Here is a 19,529-nt window from a genome sequence, read left to right as displayed (position 1 = left end):
CCGGCACACGTTACCGAGGCGTTCAGTGGTTAGGGAGGGGTAAGGCGGGGTACCGTGCATGGTCGGGCCGCGATCCGGCCCACTGATAGAGGCGGAAAGGCAAGACCGAAGTAATGACGGGTACAGCGGAAAAGCTGGCGGAACTGCGCAAACTGCTCGAGATTGCCGAAGAACCCTCGGGTGAGAAGGGCATTCAGAAGCGGCTCGCCAAGGGCATCCCCAGCGCCCGAGAACGCGTGCACATGCTGCTGGACCCGGGAACCTTCGTCGAAATGGGCGCGCTCATGCGCCAGCCCGGCAAGCCCGACGCCTACTACGGCGACGGCGTGGTCACCGGCCGCGGCTACATCGACGGCCGCCCGGTCGTGGTCATCTCGCACGACCCCTCCGTGTACGGCGGTTCGGTCAGCGAAACCTTCGGCCGCCGCGTGCGTGCCGCGATGGACTTCGCCTACAACAACGCCTGCCCCGTGGTCTGCATCAACGACTCCGGCGGCGCGCGCATCCAGGACGGCGTCGCCTCGCTGGCCTGGTACGCGAACATGTGCCGCCCGCTGGATGATCTGTCCGGCTTCGTGCCGACCGTCGCGGTCATGTTCGGCAAGTGCGCCGCGGGCTCGGTGTACGGCCCGATCAACATGGACGTCCTGGTCGCGACCGAGGACTCGTACATGTTCGTCACCGGCCCGGAGGTCATCAAGGCCGTCACCGGTTCCTCGGTGACCGCCGAGGAGCTCGGCGGCGCCCGCGCGCTGGAGAAGAACGGCACCGTTCACCACGTCGCCAAGGACGAGGCCGGTGCGTTCGCCTGGGTTCGCGAATACCTGAGCTACCTGCCGACCAGCTGCGTCGAGCCGGCTCCGGTGGTCAACCCCGGCCTCGAGCCGGAGATCACCGCGACCGACCGCGAGCTGGACACCTTCATGCCCGACGCCGACAAGGTCGGCTACGACATGCACGAGATCCTGCTGCGCATCTTCGACGACGGCCACTTCCACGAGGTGGGCGCCAAGACCTCGGAGAACCTGATCACCGGGTTCGCCCGCGTCGACGGCCGCCCGGTCGGCGTGCTGGCCAACCAGCCGCTGGTGCTGGGCGGCGCGCTCGACGCCGCCTGCTCGGACAAGGCCGCGCACTTCATCCGGCTCTGCGACGCGTACAACGTGCCGCTGATCTACGTGGTCGACACCCCGGGCGTGTTGCCCGGTGTGGACGAGGAACGCAATCACGTCATCAAGCGCGGCGGTCGCATGTTCCGCGCGCTGATCGAGGCCACCGTCCCGATCGTCACCATCGTCACGCGCAAGGCGTACGGCGGCGGCTTCGCGGTCATGGGCTGCAAGCAGCTCGGGGCCGATGTGGCCCTGGCCTGGCCGACCGCCCGCCTGGCCGTCATGGGCGCGGAGTCGATGATCCCGATCGTCGGCAAGCGCACCCTCGAGGCCACCCCCGAGGAGCAGCGGGAGGCGGTGCGGCAGAACATGATCGCCTTCTACAACGCCACCGTCGCCACCCCGTGGACCGCGGCCGAACGCGGCTACATCGACGCCGTCATCGAGCCCTCGACCACGCGCCTCGAGATCCGCAAGGCGCTCAAGCTGTTGCGCGACAAGGGCGCGGTGCGCAAGCAGAACCCGCGCAAGCACAACCTGTTCCCCATGTGAGCACGGCGCGATAGCCGATACCTCACTCGGTCCCCGGTCTCCGCGTCCGGGGACCGAGTCGTTCGAGGGGCGGATCGTTCGGCGGAAGAGGCTCGTTCAACAGGGATGGGTCGCCCAGCGGGCAGGTCGTTCGCCGGGCGCCGGGCCGATCGGCGGGCCCTGCGGACCGGCGATCAACCATCCACGCGCGCTTCAGCATTCACTGGGCGCGGGTACGCCCCGCAGCCGCTCGTCCAGCCACAGCAGCGACTCCGGGTACCCCACCGCCGCCGCGATGATGTGCTCGCCGAACACGCTGCGGTAGACCGCGCGCGCCCCGAGCGCGCACTGTTCGTCGTAGAGGTCCCGCGCACCCTGCTCGGGCACCCAGAACTCCTGCGCACCGTGGTAGATGTACAGCGGCACAGCCGATTTGCGGCCCTGCATGCGGGTGATGCGGTAGATCTCCTGCGCGAAGGGACTGTTCAGCGGGTCGGGGAAGTTCGCCGCGACGTCGATGGGCAGCAGCAGCACCCCCGGCAGCGCGAAGGTGTCCACGCACCAGTCCTTCACCACCGAGGTCGTCACCCAGCGCGCCAGATTGTTCATGCGCGCCAGGATCTCCGGGCGCTCCCGGCCGACCGCGAAGGTGGCCGCCATGAAGATTCCCGAGGCGAGATTCGCGTTCATGCTGCGCGCCAGCAACTCGTAGTCCGCGGGCACCCCGCCCAGCGCCGCGCCGACCACCACCTCGGTGAGTTCGGGCGCGTACTCCGCGAGCAGCTTGACCGCGCCCTTGGTGGCGATCGCGCCCCCGGAGTAGCCGACCATGCCGAAACGGCTGTCGCCGAACTCCTCCGGCAGCGCGCCGCGCACCGCGCGCACCCCGTCCAGGATGGTGTGCCCGGCCACGTACGGCTCCGCGTAGGCCATGCGCGGGCCCTCATGGTCCGGCACCAGCACCGCGTACCCGCGCAGCAGCGCGAGCTGGGTGGTGGGCGGCAGGTATTCGGTCAGGTTGGTGTTCAGTGAAATACCATGCGCCAGGGTGTAACTCGGGTTGCATTCGCGGCCCAGCGCGTTGATGGGCAGATTGTTCACCAGCACCGGCCGCTGCCCGGGCCCGGCCCACTCCCCCGGCGGCACGGCCAGCGAGGAGACCGCGTAGGAGGGCGCGCCGTGCGCGTCGGTGGTGCGGTACTTGAACTGCACCACCTGGCGCACCGGCGCCAGCAGGATGGGGCCGCCGACCGCGGTGACGTCGCGCCAGGCGATGAGCTGTCCCGGAGCCATCCCGTCCAGATCGGCGGGCCACTCGTCCACGAAGGCGTCCCCGACCGGCGTGGGCATGGTCGCGGCCCGCAGCGCCGCCAATTCGGGTGTGAGAGAGTCGCCGTCGACCAGCGGGGTGTCCGGGGCGGGGGGCAGCGCGGGCGCCGGCAGGACCGTGTCGATCCACTGCTGTATCGCGGGCAGCAGGTCGAAGCCGGAGGAGTTCACCGCCGCCGGCACACTCGCGCCGACAGGCGGATCCGGCGCGGGCGGCTCAGCGTTCGCGGTGGTCGCGAGGCTGCCGAACAACAGTGCGGCGGCGAGGATTCGAGAACAACGCGGCACGGCAACCCCCACGCAATGAGAGAACTCGGCGGTAACCGCAACCTTAAACCGGCGCTCTCCGTGGGGTATTCGACGTAGTCTGTTCGACGCGGCATCGAGACCGGTCCGTGCCGATCCATGCCGATCCGAGATGATCCCGTAGGATCGGGACCGGCCGGTCAGCCCCGCTCGTCGTATTCGCCCCTGCGGCGGCTGAATTGCACCACCGTCGGGAACCCGCCGGCCACCGGGTCGAAGGATTCGGTACGCACACCGATGCTGTCGGTGAGCGTCTGCAGCACGTGCCAGCCGAAGCCGCCCTCGTCCAGGGCGTCCGGCTCGGCCACCACGGTCCCCACCCGAATGCTCATCCGATTGTCGTTGTAGCCGAAGTCGCACTCGATCACACCGCCCGGCACCGACCCCAGGATCAGCGCCGTGGCCACCTCGTCCAGCGCGACCCGGATGTCCGTCACCTCGTCGAGGGCGAAATCCCCTATCAGAGACACTGTTTCGGCCAGCGCGCGCAGCATGGTCAGCTGCGCCAATTCGGCCGGAACGCGAATGCCGATCACATCCGCCTCGGTCGCCGATCCAGAGATCCCGTCCCGCATACGCCGCTCCGCCCGTCCGCCGCCACGCCGCGCCGGCGGGATGCGCCGCGCGCGGCCGTTGTTCGATCCGTTCGCCTGATGCATATTCTCGAACACTCACTCGCCTGACGGATGTCGATCGCGCGGTCTGCCGGCGGAGACGAACACCCGGCACGTGTCATTGACCGCCATACCCGGGGCACGAGCGACGAAACCTCCGCACCCCGGCTCATTCCGCATCGGAGCGCTGATGCACCGTCAGCAGCAGATGGTCGAATCTGGTGCGCAGTTCCACCGTCACCCCGCCCAATGCGGCGAACTCGGCGACCAGGAGCCCGGACAGCGTGCGGAGTTTGGTGTTGGTCTCCTGCGAGCGCCAGGTCAGCACCCGGAACGCCTGTTCGGCGTTGATGCCGTACACCAGCATGAGCGCGCCCTTGGCCTGCTCGATGACCGCGCGGGCCTGGTACAGCTCGGGCAGGGCGTCGTCGAGGGTCTCCTGCCGATGCGCGGCGAGGGTGTCGGTGACGTCGATGTAGTAGCCGGAGGTGCCCACGACCCGGTTGTGGTCGTCGAAGAGGTGATCACCGACCACGATGACGTGATGCACCGTCCCGCCGGTGTCCACGATGCGATGCCTGCTGCAGAACGGCTCGCCGCTCTCCACCGACCGGGCCAGCGAACTGGCGAACAGCGCGCGGTCATCGGAGTGTTTGTGGGTGAGCAGCAACTGGGTCGTCGGCTGCACCGTGCCGGGAGCGTACCCGTGCATGGCCGCCACCTCGTCCGACCACTCCCAGCGCTGCTCGGCGGTCCAGAACCGGAAGCTGCCGACCGCCTGCGGCCGGCCCGAACCGATCACCTGATCGAGCCCCTGGCCTTCCCCCGAAACCTCACCGCCGAGCATCACCACCCGAGTATGGGCTGCCGGGCGCCCGCCCGGGACCGGATCAGATACGCGAGGCCATCACCGCGTCCAACTGGGCGCTGCTGATCTGGCGGGCCGCGTTGGACACCGAGGTGACCATGCAGTTCCCGAAGGAGCCCAGACGGTCGAACAGGGTGGCCACACCGACGGCCATACCGCGCTCGCTGAAGTGGCTGTCGGCCTCGACGCCGATCTCGTAGCCCTGCGGCATGCGCGAGATCGCCAGCGTCATATCGGTATTGATGAAGCCGATGCCGCCGTCGCCCCAGTTGGTCATCATGCTGGTCGCCTCGGCGACCATGGCGACCCGCTGGAAGGGCGAGAGCTCCTCACCGGTCATCACTCGAATCGGGTTCTGCCAGGTGCGCTTGCGAGCGTTGTTCTCGTGCTCGGTCGGCACCGAGGACCAGTCGTCCTGGGCCGCCGTGCTGCTGAACAACGGGATCTTGGGCTCGGGGCCGGTGGGCGCGAGTTCCAGGGACGGCGGCACCGGTTCCCGCTCGCGGTGCCACAGCTCGCCCGCGGGCTGTTCGGAGGGCCGCAGCAGCACCGCCGACGCCCGGGCCGCGATCTTGCCGTTCTGCACGACGTTCACATCGGCGACGCGGATGCGATTGCCGTCGCGCACCCGCACGGTGGGCAGGGTGGTGTGCTCGAAGCGGGCGGCGCTGAACAGGTCCACGGTCAGGCGCACGGGGGTGAAACCGTCGGTGGCGTGCTCGAGTTCCAGCTGCCGGGCCATGAGCCCGCACAGCGCGGGACCGACGACCTGGGCGGCGCTCCACTGGCTGGCCGCGAACCGCGTCGGCTCGACGCCGTCGCCCAACACATCGAAATACGCCGGGACGTCCACCACGGGTCCACCTGTCCTGTCCGGTACCACTGATCGAATCACTGCTCCCAGACCTAACACACAGGTAGAACTCGTTTCAATACAAAGACCCGCCGCCGGCCGGTGGCATTTCCCACAGCGCCCGGCATACCGTCCGGCAGGTCCGGTGATTAGGGCTCGGGCGGGTCGGGTAACCAGGTCCCATCGGCCCTGAGGTCCGGGGCGGAGAAGAGGACAGTGATGATGCAGCCCGCACCCCTCGGCACCGCCCGCAGGCTGAATCGCAACGACAGCGCCGACACCGCCGTTCCCCGCACCGAAGTCCGCACCCTGCCCGGGCTCGCGCTGACGGCCCTGGCGCTCATCGCGGCGGCACTGGCCGCGACGGCCGCGGGCCACGGCTGGGCGGACGGGGCGCTCTTCGCCACGGTGGCGGCGGTGGCGTTCCTGGGGGCGGGCATCACCCTGCTGGTGACCGAACACGGCCGCGCGGTCCGGCCCGGGCCCCGGGACGAGTGAAAGCGGGCGCCGCGGCGCCGTGCAATTACCTCCGGAACCGGGCTCGGACAAAACAATTTTCGAGCCGGTAAACATCTTCGCAGCGGTGTGCAATCCCGTTGGCGGGCTACAGAATCCCTCCAGTTCATCGGCACGCCGCATGTCGATCTCGAATCGTCGGCGAAAAAGTCTGATCTGACCAGTATTTTCGTTCAGAAATACTCCTGGCCGCACCTTCCGGGCACCCCGGGAAGGGTCTCCGCGCAAACATTCGGCATCCCGGAATCGTTGCCGGACCTGCGAATTCGAGGTTGCAGATGTACTTGCATCTGCGCGGAGCACGGTCCTAGACTCGGGGTGTAAGGCACCGTAGGGGATAACCAGGGAGCCGAACGGTAAACCACCGGCGATTCCGCGCCACAGGTTTGCCGACGGCTTGGCATCAGGGGCGTTCTAATGAACCAGCCAATCAACCTCAGCCGACTCGGGTTCGCCGAAAGGAATCAGCCGGCGCACACCTATTCACGCGAGACGGCGACCGAATTCGTTATCGGACAGGTCGAATCCACCGGAGCGGCCACTCGGTACGATTTCGATATCGACCGAATAGTCACCACCGCACACGCGATGGTGAACGACTGGGATCTGCACTCGCTGCAGCGTGATGCGTTCTGGCGTATCGCGTCCAGTTTCATCAGGCAGTGAACTGAACTGCACTGCACGGCCTGACCGGGGCCCCGCAAGGGGCCCCGCCAGCATGTGCGCACCCCGAAGCAGCGCCGGCACCGTTCCGCGCCGCACGCTCACACCCTATTCATCCACCGGGTTCGGCAGTCCAGCGTCGCCGGCATAGTCACCAGCGCCCGACCTGGTCGACAGCGTTGCCGGGCAACCGTTTTCGGGCACAACAACAGGCCCGTTCGGTGAACGGGCCTATTTGTCTCAGAGCGCGTCGGCGATCTCCGTCAGGAACTCCCGCGACCGCTCCGGCGGCTCGGCCTGCACGCTCAGCTGATCCATGACCTGCCGGTAGAGTTCGAGATCCTCCCGGCGATCCAGGTACAGCGCACTCGTCAGCTGCTCCAGGTACACGATGTCGGGCAGCTCGGATTCGGCGAAGCGCAGCATGGTGAACGAACTGCCCGCGGCCGCATGGCCGCCCGCCGCGTACGGCAGCACCTGAATCGTCACGTTGGGCAGCTGCGAGATCTTGATCAGATACTCGAGCTGCCCACGCATGACAGCGGGGCCACCCACCGGACGCCGCAGCACCGACTCGTCCAATACCGCCCAGAACGTCGGCGCGCCTTCGCGCGTCAGCAGCTCCTGGCGGTGCCTGCGCAGCGATACGCGTCGCTCGCCGTCCTCGTCGTGCCCGAGAGCGACGACGGAGCGGGCGTAATCGGCGGTCTGCAGCAGGCCCGGAATCAGTTGGCCCTCGTACGTCCGGATGGACTTGGCGGCATGTTCCAGACCCAGGTAGGTCTCGAACCAGGATGGCAGCAAATCGCTGTAGCGATGCCACCAGCCCGGCTGGTTCGCCTTGCGTACCAAATCCAGGAACTGTTCGAGCTCACCGGGATCGCTGACGCCGTAGAGGCTCAGCAGATCCCGGATGTCTCGTTCCTTGAATCCGGTTCGCCCGAGTTCCAGGCGACTTATCTTGGCGTGGGAGCCGCGGATGTGTTCACCGGCGGCCTCCCGGGTGATCTTGTTCTCTTCCCTCAGCTTCCGTAGCTGCCCGCCCACCGCAATACGCAGTGCGGTCGGGCCGCGTTCGGCGACAGCGGAATTCACCCGACCGTGGGGAACGGGTTCAGCGATCATGAGGTCCACTCCGATGCTCGGATTGCCGGCAGTGGACACAACAGCAGCGTCGCGAACCACCGCGCCGATTGCCAATGCTACCGCTCAGAACGCCAGATCGTCGAACTCTCCGCTCTTGGCGCCCAGGATGAAGCATTCGATCTCGGGGCGGGTGTAGACCAGGACCGAACCCAGCGGGTCGCGGGAGTTGCGCATGGCCACCCCGCCGTCGGCGAGCTGTGCGAGCTCCACGCAGTTACCACTGGGATTACTGAAAGTGCTCTTGCGCCAAGACAGTTCGGATGGATCGAACTGGGTTGCGGAAATATCCGTCATTTCAGACTCCTATGCCGGTACCGCCCGGTCGGCGGTGATCCAGTACTTGCAAATGTTCGAGCAAATGTTCTTACAGTTGCAACCGCAAGACGAACGATAGCACGCAGGTAGCCCCGCATCGATGGCTCTGCGCACCCTGATCCTTTGCAACACAACAGCATTGATCTTGGTGTCGGATTCATCACTGCGAAGTTGCGAAGATTTTCCGGCGTTACATACCGGTCGGTTCCGTAACTCGCTGTCCAGGCCGATAGCGCGAACCCTCAGGTCAACACTTGGCGAATCTTGTACTGTCACTGGGCATATCCCCCAGCGAACGTGCTGAGCACACCTGTCGAGGAGCCGCCATGTCCGACGTACAACATCCGGCTATCCGCACCGATGTCCCGCATTCCGCGCGGATCTGGAACTACTGGCTGGGCGGTAAGGACAACTACGAGATCGATCGCACGGTCGGGGACGCGAGCCTGGCCATCGACCCCGACATCCGCACCATGGCGATGGAGTCGCGGCAGTTCCTCATTCGCACCGTGCGTACGCTCGCGGGCGAACTGGGGGTGCGGCAGTTCCTGGACATCGGCAGCGGATTGCCGGTTACCCGGAACACCCACGAGATCGCCCAGGAGCTGAATCCGCGGTCAAGGGTGGTCTACGTGGACAACGATCCGCTGGTGCTCGCGCACGGCCGCGCACTGCTCAGCAGCGGCGCCGAAGGGACAATCACCTTCTCGGAGCACGACTTCCACCAACCCGACCGAATTGTCGCAGATGTCCGGAGTGACCTGGATTTCGGCGAACCGATCGCGGTGATGTTCATGGGGGTGCTCGGGCACGCTCGCGTGGCGGGCGACCTCGAGCGCATCGTCGGGGCCCTCATGGCCGAGCTGCCGGCCGGCAGCTACCTCGTGCTGTGGGACGGCACCACCGACAGTGACGCCTACGTGAAGCTGTGGCAGGAGTACGGCAAGTCCGGTGGCGTGCCGTACATCCCGAGACCCAAGGAACAGTTGCTGGCGGCGTTCGACGGGCTGCGACTGCTCGCGCCCGGGTTCGTTCCCATCTCCAAGTGGGGCATCGACCCGGCGGCGATGGAGTTCGCTCCGGACATTTCGGCCTACGGGGGCGTGGCGCGTAAACCCTGACGCCACAACAACACCGATCGGGACGTCAGACCCTCGACACGTTGTGTCGAACGTGCAGATGCACTTGCATCTGCACGATTCACGCCCCTACACTCGGTTAACCAATTCCACCCTCGGCCAGAGGCATCCCATGACACAGATGCTCGCCCCCAGCACCGAACTTTCCGGTGACGATTGCGACGTAGAACCGCGCGGCCTCAGTTATCGCCGGGCCCGCACCATACTGCACGCACACGATCAGCACTTCGCCTGTCGGCAGTATCTAGCCGCCATCGCGTATCTCTCCGCGGACAACGACGTCGACTGAAACCCGGTCCCCTCGCGGGGGTTCGGCACGCTTGCCCCGGTGAGCGTACACACCCCCGCGGACCAGGTTTCCGGCGCCCTTGCCGCGCACCGGCTCCCGATCGACTCTTGCGTTCTCGCCTTGCAAGACACAGCATTAGGCGGGTACTCCGGATAGGGAACTGCCGTCACGTGGAAGAGCGCCGAGATGATTCTGACTGCCGCCCACGATTTGCTGGCCACTGGAGCGTCACTGGCCCAAGTCTTCGATCCGACCCCGGAAACCCCGCCGGCCGCCGATAAGCTACTGCGCCTGGTCCGCTACTTCACCTGGTTCGTTCTACTCTCCGGCACGATCGCCATCATCTACGCCGGTGGCCGGTTCGCCTGGGAGAAGTGGAGCGGCGGGGCGCTGCAGTCGCCCAAGCAGATCGCGGGCGCACTGGTGGGCGGCGTGATCGCCACCAGCGCGGGCACCATCATGAATGCCGTTATCGGGCAATAGCGGTGGGCGGCCCGGCTGTTCACGCGGCCGGGCACCGATATACGGGGCTACCGCCACTGTCGTCTCAGACAAGCCCGGCGGAACCGGGCCGCCCGTCGTCCCTACGCCGAAGCGGCGTGGGCGGTCTCGACGGTGCGCCCGACGATGTCCGCAGCGGGGGAATCCTCGGCGTCGGCGGATTCGCCCGGGGCGCCGACCATTTCCTCGAACCGGGCCACCACCTTCTGGTGGTAGAGCCCGAAGAGATCCTCGAACAGCGCCAGCTGCGCCTCGCTCGGACCGCCCTCGGATTCCCAGACAGCGATGAGCGCGCGCCACACCAGCACGTGCAGATCCGGCGACACCGCGAAGTAGGCCTGGACCGCCTCGGGCACCTCGAGGATCATCTCGCCGATGGAATTGAGCACCGCGCGCTGCATGTTGTGCCCGAGAGCGGTCAGCAGTCGGCGCAGCAGCCCGAGTTCGATGCGCAGCATCCGGTACGGGTCCGGATCGGCGCCGCGCGCAAGGGTTTCCAATTCGTCGATCTCGGCCTTGAAGACCGACGGATCGATGGCCCGCTCACTCCCGGTGTAGGCGAGCAGCGCCTCCAAGGCGATACCGCGCTCCTCCTCGACGATATTGCCGAACATCTCGGCGGCGATCTCGGGCGCGGGCATCGAGAGGCGGAACAATCGCCGGTACACGTCCACGCCGCCCTCGGCGCGCACGTCGCGGATGACGAATCCCTTACCGCGATGGGCGTCCACGAATCCGTAGGATTCCAGTCGCCCCAGAATCAATTGCGCCGTCGCACGATTCAGATCGAACTCGTCGGCGACCTGCCGAACGGACGGCATCAGACCACCGGGGGCGTACTCTCCCGCTGCGACCCGCCGCGCCAGTTCGTCGGCGACGTCAGCGACGACCGTCCGGTCTCCCATCGTGTCACCTCTCCAGAACCTAGTACACGTCCCAGACAGTGTAGGTGTTTACTCGGACAACTGCACAAGTCTGGGAATTCACGTCAGCTATTCGGCGAGCAGCTGTGCGACCGTCACAAATTCGTAGCCCCGAGCCCGCAGTTCCGCGACGATCGGGCCGATGGCCGCGCGCGACGCCGCACCGGATTCGTACATGGTGTGCAGCAGCACGATCGATCCCGGGCGCACCCGCTCGACGGTTTCGGACACGATCTCCGCCGTGGTGGGCCGCTTGCCCGAATCGGGTTCCACGTCCCACATGACCGTGGTCCGATCGTGGTCCGCGAGGTAGCGCGGCAGTGCGAAGAGTTTCTTGCCGTTGGGCGGGCGGAACGTGATCACGCCCCGGTATCCGGTTTTCGCGATCTCGGCGTCGGTGTGCTCGATCTCCTCGCGCACGGTGTCCGCGCCGACCAGGATCATGCGCCGGTGGGTGAAGCTGTGGTTGCCGATCTCGTGGCCCGCGCGTGCGATGGCCGCGCCCAGGTCCGGATCGGCCGCCAACTCCCGGCCGACGAGATAGAAGGTCGCCGGAATTCCGACGTCGGCAAGGGCTTTCAGGACCTCGGGGGTGTAGGCGGTGGGACCGTCGTCGAGTGTGAGCGCGACGATTTTGCGGTCGGTGTCCACGCGCGGGACGATGCGCCCGGCGACCTGGTAGGTGCGCGAATTCATCAGCACGTACAGACCGGCGGCGATCACCAGCGCCACGACCAGGGCCAGGGCCGCGCCGATGAGCAGCCTGCGTTTCGTCATTCCTACCCGTCCAACTCCCCGTCCGCGGCGGCCAGATTCGCGCCCCAGCGGTCCGACCACTTCCACAGCGCCTCCAGCGCCAGCCCGAGTTCGGCTCCGGCCGTGGTCAATTCATACGACTTGTCCGGCTGCTTCGCCACCACACCGGCGTCCTGCAGGCGCTGCATGCGCACCGACAGCATGCTCGACGAGCAATTCCCCATGCGCCGGCGCAGTTCCAGGAAGCCGAGCGGTCCGGGTTCGAGTTCCCAGATCACGCGCAGCATCCACCGCTGACCGAGCAGGTCCATTGCGGCGAGCACCGGGGCGTCCGAGGGCTCGGCGCGGCTGTTGGACGACAGTGGCTGGCTTGCGCTTCTCATTTCGAACCACCATATTGGTTCTAAATCAGAAGCAGTCAACGGGGCCGGAGGTCAGCGCGTGGAATCGACGGGGAATGAATCGGATGCGACGGCCGGGCGGCGGATCGTGCTGGTCACCGGTGCGTCCCGGGGCATCGGCGCGGAGACCGCGCGGGTGCTCGCCGCTCGCGGCGATCACGTCGTCGTCAACTATCGCGAGAAGCGCAAGCGCGCGGAGACCCTGGCCGCGGACCTTCGAGCGGCCGGGGGCAGCGCGTCGGTGGCGGGCGCGGACATCGCCGACCCGGACAGTGCTCGCGCGCTCGTCGACGGCGTGGTGGCCAAGTTCGGCCGGCTGGACGTGCTGGTGCTCAACGCGTCCGGCGGGCTCGAGCGCGACGCCGCGCCCGAGTACGCCATGCTGCTGAACCGGGACGCGCAGGCCCGGCTGGCGACGCTCGCGCTGGAGCACCTGCCCGCAGGCGGTCACCTGGTCTTCGTCACCAGCCACCAGGCCCACTTCTCCCCCGGCCGCCCGGTCCCGGCGGGCTACGAGCCCATCGCGGCGAGCAAACGCGCCGGTGAGGACGCGCTGCGCGCGATGATCCCCGAATTCGACCGGCGTGGAACAGGTTTCACCGTCGTCTCCGGCGACATGATCGACGGCACCATCATCGTCCGCCTCCTGGAACGCCGCGACCCCGACGCCGTGACCGCCCGCCGCGACCACGGCGCCCTGCCCACCGTCGAGGAGTTCGCGACCGCCGTCGCCGACGCGACGGTCGCCACCACCCCGCCGGGCCACACCCACTACGTCGGCGGCGCGGACTTCCACCCCGCCACGGTGTAACCCCGGGTTCGACCGCCGCCGGGTCGACCGCCGCCTGTTCGCCATCGGCGGGCTCAGCTGGAACAGCGGCGTGGGGCGGCGTCTTCCGGTGGGCGGACACGTATATGACCGGTGCCGGGCGGTGCGGAGGGGCGGGGCATCGACCGCCGGATCCGGTGCAGAAAGCGCCATTGAGCGGCCGTTCGTGCTGGTGGGCGGGGAAAGCGGTTGGCGGGGTGGGGGCCGGCGTGCGAGCATCTCCGGATGCCGCACTGGGTCGAGGTTCTGCCTGCTTTCATGCTCGCCTGTCTGATGCTGGCCGCGCTGCCGGGGCCCGCGACCGCGCTGTTTCTGCAGCGGTCGGTGCGCGACGGGCGCAAGGCGGGGCTGGCCGCGGTGGTGGGCAACGAGATCGGGATGGTCGGGTGGACCCTGGCGGGTGGGCTCGGGTTGTCGGCGTTGCTGGTGGCGAACCGGGTCATGAATCAGGCGGTGCACGTCCTGGGCGCGGTGGTGCTCATCTGGCTCGGCGTGCAGGCGTGGCGCGGAGCCCGGGGCACGGGCGGGGACGACGCGTTCGGGGCCGCGCTGACCGCGGCGCTGCCGGGCGGGCGCACCCCGGCCGCTGCGTTCCGGGCGTCGCTGGTCTCGATCGCCGCCAACCCCAAGGCCGCGGTGTTCGGCCTGACGATCCTGCCGCAGTTCCTGCCGGAATCCGGCCCGGTGCTGCCGACGGTGATCATCCTGGCGTTCATCCAGCTGGCCATCGACACCACCTGGTGTGTGGGCGTGGTCCTGGCCGCCGACCGGGCCGGAAACTGGCTGCGCCGCACGGGCATTCGCCAGCGCGTGGAGCGCGCTCTCGCCGCGGTGCTGGTCGGCCTGGGCATCGGGCTCGCCGCCGAGGCCCGCTGACCGCATCCCGGTAATCGGAACGAACTCTCCCGGTGCGTACGCCTCGAGGATGAGCGTGCCGATGCTCGCGGCGTGTCTCTGGACCGAGTTCGGGGCCGGCAACCGACACGGTCGATCCGCGACGCCGCTGCCGCCCGTCGACCCCGCACCCCGCCGACGACTCGAATCGGCGCTGTCGGTTCCAACCTGCGACCGCGCGAAGCATGCCTCGGACGCGCATCCCGCCGCCGCTGTCGGTGAGCACGCGATCGGCGACTCGGTTCGAGCGCACTCACCCCCTGTTCACTCATGACCGGGGCAGGATCCGTCGGTCCGATCTCGTGAGCGCGTGCGCACGCCGGTGCCCGAGTGCACGGGCCGGGGTTATGTTTGGGGTGGGGCGCGCTGGCAACTACCTGGCGAGGAGGTGTGGGGCGTGGTCAACGATGTGGAGAAACGGTGGAACGACCCGGGAGCGCTGCGCCGGGCCGCTCGGTACGTGATCGGGGTGTTGATCGTGGCCGCGGTGGCGGCGGTGATCGTGTTCGTGTGGGCGGCCGCGCGGAATCAGTGTCTCGAGGCCGACACCATGCTGTGCGACTCGACCGCGCGGGTGATCGTGGGACTGGTGCCGGGCGGGGTGCTGCTGGCCGGGGGTGTGGGGGCGTTCGTGATCACCATCCGGGAGTGGGCGGCGGGGCGCACGTGGCCCATCTGGCAGGGGGCCGGGTGGTTCCTGCTCACGCTGATGGTCGCCTACCTGTCCATCGCGGGCTCGGCGGGCTGACCCCCGACGTCGGCGCACCCGGGGTGTACGCGCCGGTTGCGGCGGGGAGCCGCAAGTAAGGTCACGGCCGCGGATCACCAGCCTGTACATCCCGTGCTCACACGGGGCACCGAGGCGCGCTATCGGCCGAGTTGTCGTGGTGGTCGAACGGGGTGCCCCGGATTCCGGCGCGGGCGGCCAGGAAGCGGGCGAGCCGGATGTTGCGCTGCCAGAACGGGTCGTAGCCGGCGGTGCGGCGGCGGGCGCGGGTGCGAGCGCCCGGCAGACGATCGTCGAGACTCCGCAGGCGAACGGTTGTGGACGCCGCCGCGCCCGTCAGCGTCGTCCAGGGGCGGACCGGCGTCGAACGTAAGGGCGTGTCCGCCAGCAGGGTTCGCATCAGCGGTTCGCCGCTGTAGTAGGCCAGGGCCCCGAGCAGCGGCGCGGCGCCGAGCCGCTGCAGCCGGACGGCCGGGGCGCCGCCGGCCAGCAACCTGGTCGCGGCGCCGGCCATCTTCGCGGTCCAGTCCGGTGCGACGCCGGCGGTGGCGACCATGTAGTCCACCATTTCCATGCCCTCGGCCGCCGAATGCGGGATGAGTTCCTCCGCGACGCCGAACACGTGGGCGATGTACGCCCAGTAGTGCATGACGTCGTCGAGTTCGTCTGTCGTGCAGCGGCGGCCGTGGACGTGGTCGAAGCAGATCGGGGTCAGCCCGAAGGTGACGGCCGCGCCCATGGTGGTGGCGTTGGATATGGGGCTGCCGTGCCGGGCGAAATGCGCGTCGCCCCAGCGCCGCCGGAGCATGGCGCGGACCTGGGCGTGCATGAGGCGCACGCGCACGGTGTCGTGCAGGATCGGATTGCGGCGCTCGAGCGCCCCGGGCGCGGTGACACTGCCGAACCAGACAGCGGATTCGAGATTGCGGCGGTAGGGGTCGTGCACGAAGCGACCGGTCGCGCCCACGGCCGAGGCGACCTCCGCGCCCACGAACGTGCCCATGAAATCCTGCACGCCCATGGCCATCTTCCCGGCGGTGGAGACGTTGATCCAGCGCCGCCGCCCGCGCTCCCAGCGGTCGGGGTCGAACCACGCGGGCGGTGTGTCCAACCGCGCGATCAACCGGACCAGTTCCGGCAACGGGTCTTCGACGCTGTCGATCCCGTACGCGAGTGCCCGATCCAATTGTCTTCGCCCGGTGGCGGTTCCACTGCGCCGGAACGCGGCGACCAGGGCGTCCATCGGCTCGTCGCCCTGCCACAGGTGATCGGCCATCAGCCGGGTGCGCGGGGTCTCGACGGGTTCGAGCCGGACGTCGAGCCACGGCGACAGCATCGCCCGGCGCGGTTCGAACCACAGGTCGGAGGGCACGGCCCGGGGCGGCGCGGGACGCAGGGCCATGCCGGGCCGGTAGTAGTAGTCGTAGGGATGACCACCGCTCACGGGCGGGGATTCGGTGTGCGGCAGCATCGTTCAGAACCCTGTCAGCTGACGGAAGGTGGTGATCGCGTCCCCGCCGGAGCCGGCGTGGACGGGGCAGTAGTGCTTGGGATCGCCCCGGTGTTCGGGTGCGGGCCAGAACATCTCCGGCGCCTGCGGCGGCCCGAGCGCGGCCGGCCGTTTCCCGGCGGCGCGGCGGCGGGCGGCCCGGATGCGCGGGAAGGAGTAGTTCACCGCGTCCGGGGTCACCCGGTGCAGCGCCGAGAGGGACCGGCACAGCCGGTCGAACACCCATTGATCGCGGGCGGTCCAGGTGAATCCCATGGTCCGCCGTATCGCCGGATCGCACAGGCCGACGGTCACGAACTTCACCAGGCGTGCTCCGGAGGGCCGGATCACGCCTTCCCACAGCGGTTCCGGTAGGCGTCGCAGCACCGGGAACGGTGGCACCGGCGCGGTGTCGATGAGGTTGAACACGTCCCACGCGGCCCGGGTCGGCTCCAGGGTGTCCCGGCACATGTCGCGCCAATAGCGTTGGAAATCGGGCCAGCTCGGCGGCACCACCCGCATGCTCATGCCGTAGTGCTCGTACCAGCGGTGGTGCTCGCGCCAGAGCTGTTCGCGCTGTGCGCCACTCAGCCCGCCCATGAAGAGTTCGGCCGTGCGCAGGGTCTGCACGAAGAACACCGCGTGCGCCCAGTAGAAGGTCGCGGGATCGAGCGCGTGGTATCTGCGCCCTTGGGCGTCAACGCCTTTGATGGTCCGGTGGTATCCGACGATCTCCCGCGCGGTCACGCGCGCTCGCGGCCCGTCGAACACCACCCCGACGATCGGGTAGGCAGAGCGCAGCACCCGTTGATACGGCTCGCCCGCTATCTCGGAATGGAACTCCACGCCCGCGCCCAGCCCGGGGTGCATGTTCTGCACCATGCCCATGAAAAAGCCGGTCGGCGCGTAGTAGAGCGATCCGAAGATCTTCCACGTCAGCGATTCCGGGCCCAGGGCGACGGGTTCGGATCGGTCGCTGCCGGCGGCGGCATATGACACCATGACCACAGGCTGACACGAATGAATACTCGCGTTCAATTCGCGTTCCGAACCGCGCCGGGATAGAGATGCCACCGAAACGACAGCTGCCGAAAACCCCTGCCGGACAGCGCCGATCACCGCAACAGGAGCGCTCGCGCGCCATGGTCGCGCGCATCGTCGACGCCGGCCAGCGTGTCCTGATCACGCACGGCTACGACGGCGCCTCGACCAATCGCATCGCCGACGCGGCGGGCATCAGCCCGGGTTCGCTGTACCAGTACTTCCCGAACAAGGATGCCGTGGTCGCGGCCGTCATCGAGCGATACACCGCCGAGGTCGCCGACCGGGTGCGGCCCCGCGTGCTCGCGAATCTGACCCGCAGGCCCGAGATCGCGGTTCCGGAAACGATTTCCGAGCTGCTGGACGCGCTCGGCGACGACCGCGAACTGCTGCGCGCGGTGGTCGAGCAGACCCCGCGGCTGTCCACCGGCGCGACGGTGCTCGCGTTCGAGCAGCAGATCGGCGAACTGGCCCGGCTCGCACTGAGCATGCGCTCCCGCTCGGTTCCGGCCTCGGTCGACTTCGACGCCACCGCCTGGATGCTGGTGCGCACCGTCGAGCACCTCACCATTCGCTATCTACTCGACGCCCCGCCCATCCCCCGCGACCGCTTCCTCGCCGACATCACCCGCCTGATACTCAATTTCTTCCAGGAACCGCAGGATCCGGCCGGCCGTCCGCGAGCCGGACGCGAGCACCCCTAGCCCGTGCCGCGAGCCGCCACCGCATGCGCAGCTCAGCGCGCGGCGGCCGTTCGCGGCGCGGGCAGCGCCAGCAGCAGTTCGACAGCGCGGGCCGCGCTCTGGGCGGCGCTCTCCATGGTCGCGGACCAGTCGGTGCGGGTCCAGTCGCCGGCCAGGACCAGGGTGGGCACCGACGTCCGCTGCGCGGGGCGCAGACCGTCGGTGCCGACCACCTGGGAGAAGGTGGCCCGCGGCATGGGAACCACCTGTGCGTGCAGGACTTTCGCGTCCGCGGCGGCCGGATAGTAACGGCGCAGCAGCGCCATCTGCTCGTCCACCACCTCGTGGCTCGGCTTGTGGATCTGCGCGTACGCCCCGCTGGTGGTCAGGCAGTACAGCCAGCCGTGCTCGGTGTCGCGGCCGTGCATGCGCTGACGGTCGAAGACCTGATCGATCACCCCCGCGCCGCCGATCAATGCCTCCATCGCACCCTCGGTGCCGAGCGGGCGATCCAGGTACAGGTTGGTGCTGACGATCGGGGTGAAGCCCAGTTTGTCGGCGGCGGAGTAGATCTCGTCGTGTTCGGGAAGCTCGTCGAGCAGTCCGCCGAGCGTCGAGTTGGGCACCGCGCACACCACCGCGTCGGCGGGCACGGTCTCGCCGTCCGCCAGCAGCACGCCCGTCACCGCGCCGTCGCGCACCAGGATCCGCCGGGCCACCGCCCGGTGGCGCACCTGCACCCCGGTGCGCTCGAAGAGCCGCTGCGCACCGGTGACGAAGAGGGTGTCCAGATCGGTGGTGGGGTAGCCGATGCTCACCGCGCGGCGATGCTTGACGCCCAGGCGAATTCCGGTGGCCAGCACATCGGCGAAGACCTTGGCCGATTCCTGGCGCACCGGTTCGGCCGCGATGCCCAGGGCCAGCCAGTCCCAGAGCGCCTCGCGGGCGGTCGGCGGCATGCCGAGCCGCCGGAACCATTGGTCGGTGGTGAGGTCGGCGAGATCGGCGGGCTGGTTCAGGCACTGCCAGCCCATCCGCACGGTGGCCAGCGCCGCGCGGGCGCGGTCGGCCGCCGAGGCGTCGGGGTGCGCGCCCAGTAGCGATCGGAGCGCCTGAAATCCCTTGGTGCCCATCGTGGTGGCGCGCCCGCCCGGCCAGCGCAGCACGCCCGAATGCGGGAACGTCACGTGTTCGCGGGTGCCGATGCTGGTCAGGTAGCGGAACAGGTGGTCGTAGCCGCTGGCGATGACGTGCTGCCCGTTGTCCGGAACATCGTGCAGCTGAGCCACTTCCAGCGCGTGGGTGCGCCCGCCGAGCCGACCGCGCCGTTCCAGCAGCGTCACCTGTCTGCCGGCCTCGGCCAGCCATACCGCGGAGGCCAGGCCCGCCAGCCCGCCCCCGATCACCACGTACCGTCGCTGATCGTTCATGCGCGCTCCCGGAGGCAGAACCTACCAGTGCAAGGTAGCGCCGCGACGGTGCGGTCGTCCGAGAATCCGGCGAAACATGGTGCCGGACCTACGGATACGACGGTGGCGGCCGCCCGGGGCGGGCGGCCGCCAACCCCCACCCCGGAAAACAGGCGGCGCCGAGGCCGCGCCCCA

General features: G+C 68.6%; 21 protein-coding genes. 9 read left to right on the top strand and 12 right to left on the bottom strand.

Going from position 1 to position 19,529, the window contains the following annotated elements:
• Window positions 1-113: 113 nt before the first annotated feature.
• Window positions 114-1,664: an acyl-CoA carboxylase subunit beta gene (locus tag ABZ319_RS28790; protein WP_354989629.1), complete on the top strand. Its 1,551-nt coding sequence runs from the start codon at window positions 114-116 to the stop codon at window positions 1,662-1,664.
• A gap of 192 nt (window positions 1,665-1,856) precedes the next feature.
• On the opposite strand, the gene ABZ319_RS28785 is transcribed toward ABZ319_RS28790, so the two are convergent.
• The 4 genes from ABZ319_RS28785 to ABZ319_RS28770 all read right to left on the bottom strand — a co-directional run bounded on the left by ABZ319_RS28785 (window position 1,857) and on the right by ABZ319_RS28770 (window position 5,616).
• Window positions 1,857-3,272, bottom strand: coding sequence for a lipase family protein (locus ABZ319_RS28785; protein ID WP_354989628.1), 1,416 nt, complete (start codon window positions 3,270-3,272; stop codon window positions 1,857-1,859).
• Between the two features lie 146 nt (window positions 3,273-3,418).
• Window positions 3,419-3,853: an anti-sigma factor gene (locus ABZ319_RS28780; protein ID WP_354989627.1), complete on the bottom strand. Its 435-nt coding sequence runs from the start codon at window positions 3,851-3,853 to the stop codon at window positions 3,419-3,421.
• A 208-nt stretch (window positions 3,854-4,061) separates the two neighbouring features.
• The gene (locus tag ABZ319_RS28775; RefSeq protein WP_354989650.1) at window positions 4,062-4,739 is read right to left on the bottom strand and encodes a PAS and ANTAR domain-containing protein; all 678 of its coding nucleotides are present in this window, start codon (window positions 4,737-4,739) and stop codon (window positions 4,062-4,064) included.
• Between the two features lie 43 nt (window positions 4,740-4,782).
• Window positions 4,783-5,616 carry an acyl-CoA thioesterase domain-containing protein gene (locus ABZ319_RS28770; protein ID WP_354989626.1) on the bottom strand — a complete coding sequence of 278 codons (834 nt, stop codon included), beginning with the start codon at window positions 5,614-5,616 and terminating at the stop codon, window positions 4,783-4,785.
• Window positions 5,617-5,829: 213 nt separating this feature from the next.
• Here ABZ319_RS28770 and ABZ319_RS28765 point away from each other — a divergent pair, with 213 nt between their 5' ends.
• Window positions 5,830-6,111 carry a hypothetical protein gene (locus tag ABZ319_RS28765; protein ID WP_354989625.1) on the top strand — a complete coding sequence of 94 codons (282 nt, stop codon included), beginning with the start codon at window positions 5,830-5,832 and terminating at the stop codon, window positions 6,109-6,111.
• Window positions 6,112-6,546: 435 nt separating this feature from the next.
• On the top strand, window positions 6,547-6,795 hold the full coding sequence (locus tag ABZ319_RS28760) for a hypothetical protein (protein ID WP_354989624.1): 249 nt from the start codon (window positions 6,547-6,549) through the stop codon (window positions 6,793-6,795).
• A 237-nt stretch (window positions 6,796-7,032) separates the two neighbouring features.
• Here the strand turns inward: ABZ319_RS28760 and ABZ319_RS28755 are convergent, their stop codons facing one another.
• Together ABZ319_RS28755 and ABZ319_RS28750 are read right to left on the bottom strand one after the other, a co-directional pair.
• Complete coding sequence (locus tag ABZ319_RS28755; protein WP_354989623.1) at window positions 7,033-7,917, bottom strand: helix-turn-helix transcriptional regulator; 885 nt, start codon at window positions 7,915-7,917, stop codon at window positions 7,033-7,035.
• Between the two features lie 84 nt (window positions 7,918-8,001).
• A complete protein-coding gene (locus tag ABZ319_RS28750) occupies window positions 8,002-8,232 on the bottom strand; it encodes a DUF397 domain-containing protein (RefSeq protein WP_354989622.1) in 231 nt (76 codons plus the stop codon).
• 347 nt (window positions 8,233-8,579) lie between these two features.
• Here ABZ319_RS28750 and ABZ319_RS28745 point away from each other — a divergent pair, with 347 nt between their 5' ends.
• Both ABZ319_RS28745 and ABZ319_RS28740 read left to right on the top strand, forming a co-directional pair.
• The gene (locus ABZ319_RS28745; protein WP_354989621.1) at window positions 8,580-9,374 is read left to right on the top strand and encodes an SAM-dependent methyltransferase; all 795 of its coding nucleotides are present in this window, start codon (window positions 8,580-8,582) and stop codon (window positions 9,372-9,374) included.
• A gap of 493 nt (window positions 9,375-9,867) precedes the next feature.
• Window positions 9,868-10,164 (top strand): hypothetical protein, encoded by a 297-nt coding sequence (locus tag ABZ319_RS28740; RefSeq protein ID WP_354989620.1) that lies wholly within the window; start codon window positions 9,868-9,870, stop codon window positions 10,162-10,164.
• A gap of 101 nt (window positions 10,165-10,265) precedes the next feature.
• Here the strand turns inward: ABZ319_RS28740 and ABZ319_RS28735 are convergent, their stop codons facing one another.
• The 3 genes from ABZ319_RS28735 to ABZ319_RS28725 form a co-directional block, all read right to left on the bottom strand.
• A complete protein-coding gene (locus ABZ319_RS28735; protein ID WP_354989619.1) occupies window positions 10,266-11,087 on the bottom strand; it encodes a GntR family transcriptional regulator in 822 nt (273 codons plus the stop codon).
• Window positions 11,088-11,174: 87 nt separating this feature from the next.
• Complete coding sequence (locus tag ABZ319_RS28730) at window positions 11,175-11,882, bottom strand: polysaccharide deacetylase family protein (protein WP_354989618.1); 708 nt, start codon at window positions 11,880-11,882, stop codon at window positions 11,175-11,177.
• A gap of 2 nt (window positions 11,883-11,884) precedes the next feature.
• Entirely contained in the window at window positions 11,885-12,244 is a 360-nt protein-coding gene (locus ABZ319_RS28725; protein WP_354989617.1) for a helix-turn-helix domain-containing protein, read from the bottom strand.
• A gap of 58 nt (window positions 12,245-12,302) precedes the next feature.
• On the opposite strand from ABZ319_RS28725, the gene ABZ319_RS28720 reads away from it, so the two are divergent.
• The 3 genes from ABZ319_RS28720 (at window position 12,303) to ABZ319_RS28710 (ending at window position 14,733) form a co-directional block, all read left to right on the top strand.
• Window positions 12,303-13,073 (top strand): SDR family oxidoreductase, encoded by a 771-nt coding sequence (locus ABZ319_RS28720; protein WP_354989616.1) that lies wholly within the window; start codon window positions 12,303-12,305, stop codon window positions 13,071-13,073.
• A gap of 243 nt (window positions 13,074-13,316) precedes the next feature.
• The gene (locus ABZ319_RS28715) at window positions 13,317-13,967 is read left to right on the top strand and encodes a LysE family translocator (protein WP_354989615.1); all 651 of its coding nucleotides are present in this window, start codon (window positions 13,317-13,319) and stop codon (window positions 13,965-13,967) included.
• A gap of 415 nt (window positions 13,968-14,382) precedes the next feature.
• A complete protein-coding gene (locus ABZ319_RS28710; RefSeq protein WP_354989614.1) occupies window positions 14,383-14,733 on the top strand; it encodes a hypothetical protein in 351 nt (116 codons plus the stop codon).
• 97 nt (window positions 14,734-14,830) lie between these two features.
• On the opposite strand, the gene ABZ319_RS28705 is transcribed toward ABZ319_RS28710, so the two are convergent.
• Window positions 14,831-16,183, bottom strand: coding sequence for an oxygenase MpaB family protein (locus ABZ319_RS28705; protein ID WP_354989613.1), 1,353 nt, complete (start codon window positions 16,181-16,183; stop codon window positions 14,831-14,833).
• A 3-nt stretch (window positions 16,184-16,186) separates the two neighbouring features.
• Entirely contained in the window at window positions 16,187-17,203 is a 1,017-nt protein-coding gene (locus ABZ319_RS28700) for an oxygenase MpaB family protein (protein WP_354989612.1), read from the bottom strand.
• Between the two features lie 65 nt (window positions 17,204-17,268).
• Here ABZ319_RS28700 and ABZ319_RS28695 point away from each other — a divergent pair, with 65 nt between their 5' ends.
• A complete protein-coding gene (locus tag ABZ319_RS28695) occupies window positions 17,269-17,946 on the top strand; it encodes a TetR/AcrR family transcriptional regulator (protein WP_354989611.1) in 678 nt (225 codons plus the stop codon).
• Window positions 17,947-17,978: 32 nt separating this feature from the next.
• On the opposite strand, the gene hpnE is transcribed toward ABZ319_RS28695, so the two are convergent.
• Complete coding sequence (gene hpnE / locus ABZ319_RS28690; RefSeq protein WP_354989610.1) at window positions 17,979-19,355, bottom strand: hydroxysqualene dehydroxylase HpnE; 1,377 nt, start codon at window positions 19,353-19,355, stop codon at window positions 17,979-17,981.
• Window positions 19,356-19,529 lie beyond the last annotated feature (174 nt).

Source organism: Nocardia sp. NPDC005978, from assembly GCF_040614455.1.
Lineage (GTDB): Bacteria > Actinomycetota > Actinomycetes > Mycobacteriales > Mycobacteriaceae > Nocardia.
The sequence above is the reverse complement of the archived record's forward strand: the minus strand, read 5'-3'. Positions and strand labels throughout refer to the sequence as shown.

Excerpts from the sequence above, each read along its gene's own strand:
- ABZ319_RS28790 (WP_354989629.1), top strand. The coding sequence starts at position 114 with ATGACGGGTACAGCGGAAAAGCTGGCGGAACTGCGCAAACTGCTCGAG.
- ABZ319_RS28780 (WP_354989627.1), bottom strand. The coding sequence starts at position 3,853 with ATGCGGGACGGGATCTCTGGATCGGCGACCGAGGCGGATGTGATCGGC.
- ABZ319_RS28775 (WP_354989650.1), bottom strand. The coding sequence starts at position 4,739 with ATGCTCGGCGGTGAGGTTTCGGGGGAAGGCCAGGGGCTCGATCAGGTG.
- ABZ319_RS28760 (WP_354989624.1), top strand. The coding sequence starts at position 6,547 with ATGAACCAGCCAATCAACCTCAGCCGACTCGGGTTCGCCGAAAGGAAT.
- ABZ319_RS28755 (WP_354989623.1), bottom strand. The coding sequence starts at position 7,917 with ATGATCGCTGAACCCGTTCCCCACGGTCGGGTGAATTCCGCTGTCGCC.
- ABZ319_RS28750 (WP_354989622.1), bottom strand. The coding sequence starts at position 8,232 with ATGACGGATATTTCCGCAACCCAGTTCGATCCATCCGAACTGTCTTGG.
- ABZ319_RS28745 (WP_354989621.1), top strand. The coding sequence starts at position 8,580 with ATGTCCGACGTACAACATCCGGCTATCCGCACCGATGTCCCGCATTCC.
- ABZ319_RS28740 (WP_354989620.1), top strand. The coding sequence starts at position 9,868 with ATGATTCTGACTGCCGCCCACGATTTGCTGGCCACTGGAGCGTCACTG.
- ABZ319_RS28735 (WP_354989619.1), bottom strand. The coding sequence starts at position 11,087 with ATGGGAGACCGGACGGTCGTCGCTGACGTCGCCGACGAACTGGCGCGG.
- ABZ319_RS28730 (WP_354989618.1), bottom strand. The coding sequence starts at position 11,882 with ATGACGAAACGCAGGCTGCTCATCGGCGCGGCCCTGGCCCTGGTCGTG.
- ABZ319_RS28725 (WP_354989617.1), bottom strand. The coding sequence starts at position 12,244 with ATGAGAAGCGCAAGCCAGCCACTGTCGTCCAACAGCCGCGCCGAGCCC.
- ABZ319_RS28715 (WP_354989615.1), top strand. The coding sequence starts at position 13,317 with ATGCCGCACTGGGTCGAGGTTCTGCCTGCTTTCATGCTCGCCTGTCTG.
- ABZ319_RS28705 (WP_354989613.1), bottom strand. The coding sequence starts at position 16,183 with ATGCTGCCGCACACCGAATCCCCGCCCGTGAGCGGTGGTCATCCCTAC.
- ABZ319_RS28700 (WP_354989612.1), bottom strand. The coding sequence starts at position 17,203 with ATGGTGTCATATGCCGCCGCCGGCAGCGACCGATCCGAACCCGTCGCC.
- ABZ319_RS28695 (WP_354989611.1), top strand. The coding sequence starts at position 17,269 with ATGCCACCGAAACGACAGCTGCCGAAAACCCCTGCCGGACAGCGCCGA.
- hpnE (WP_354989610.1), bottom strand. The coding sequence starts at position 19,355 with ATGAACGATCAGCGACGGTACGTGGTGATCGGGGGCGGGCTGGCGGGC.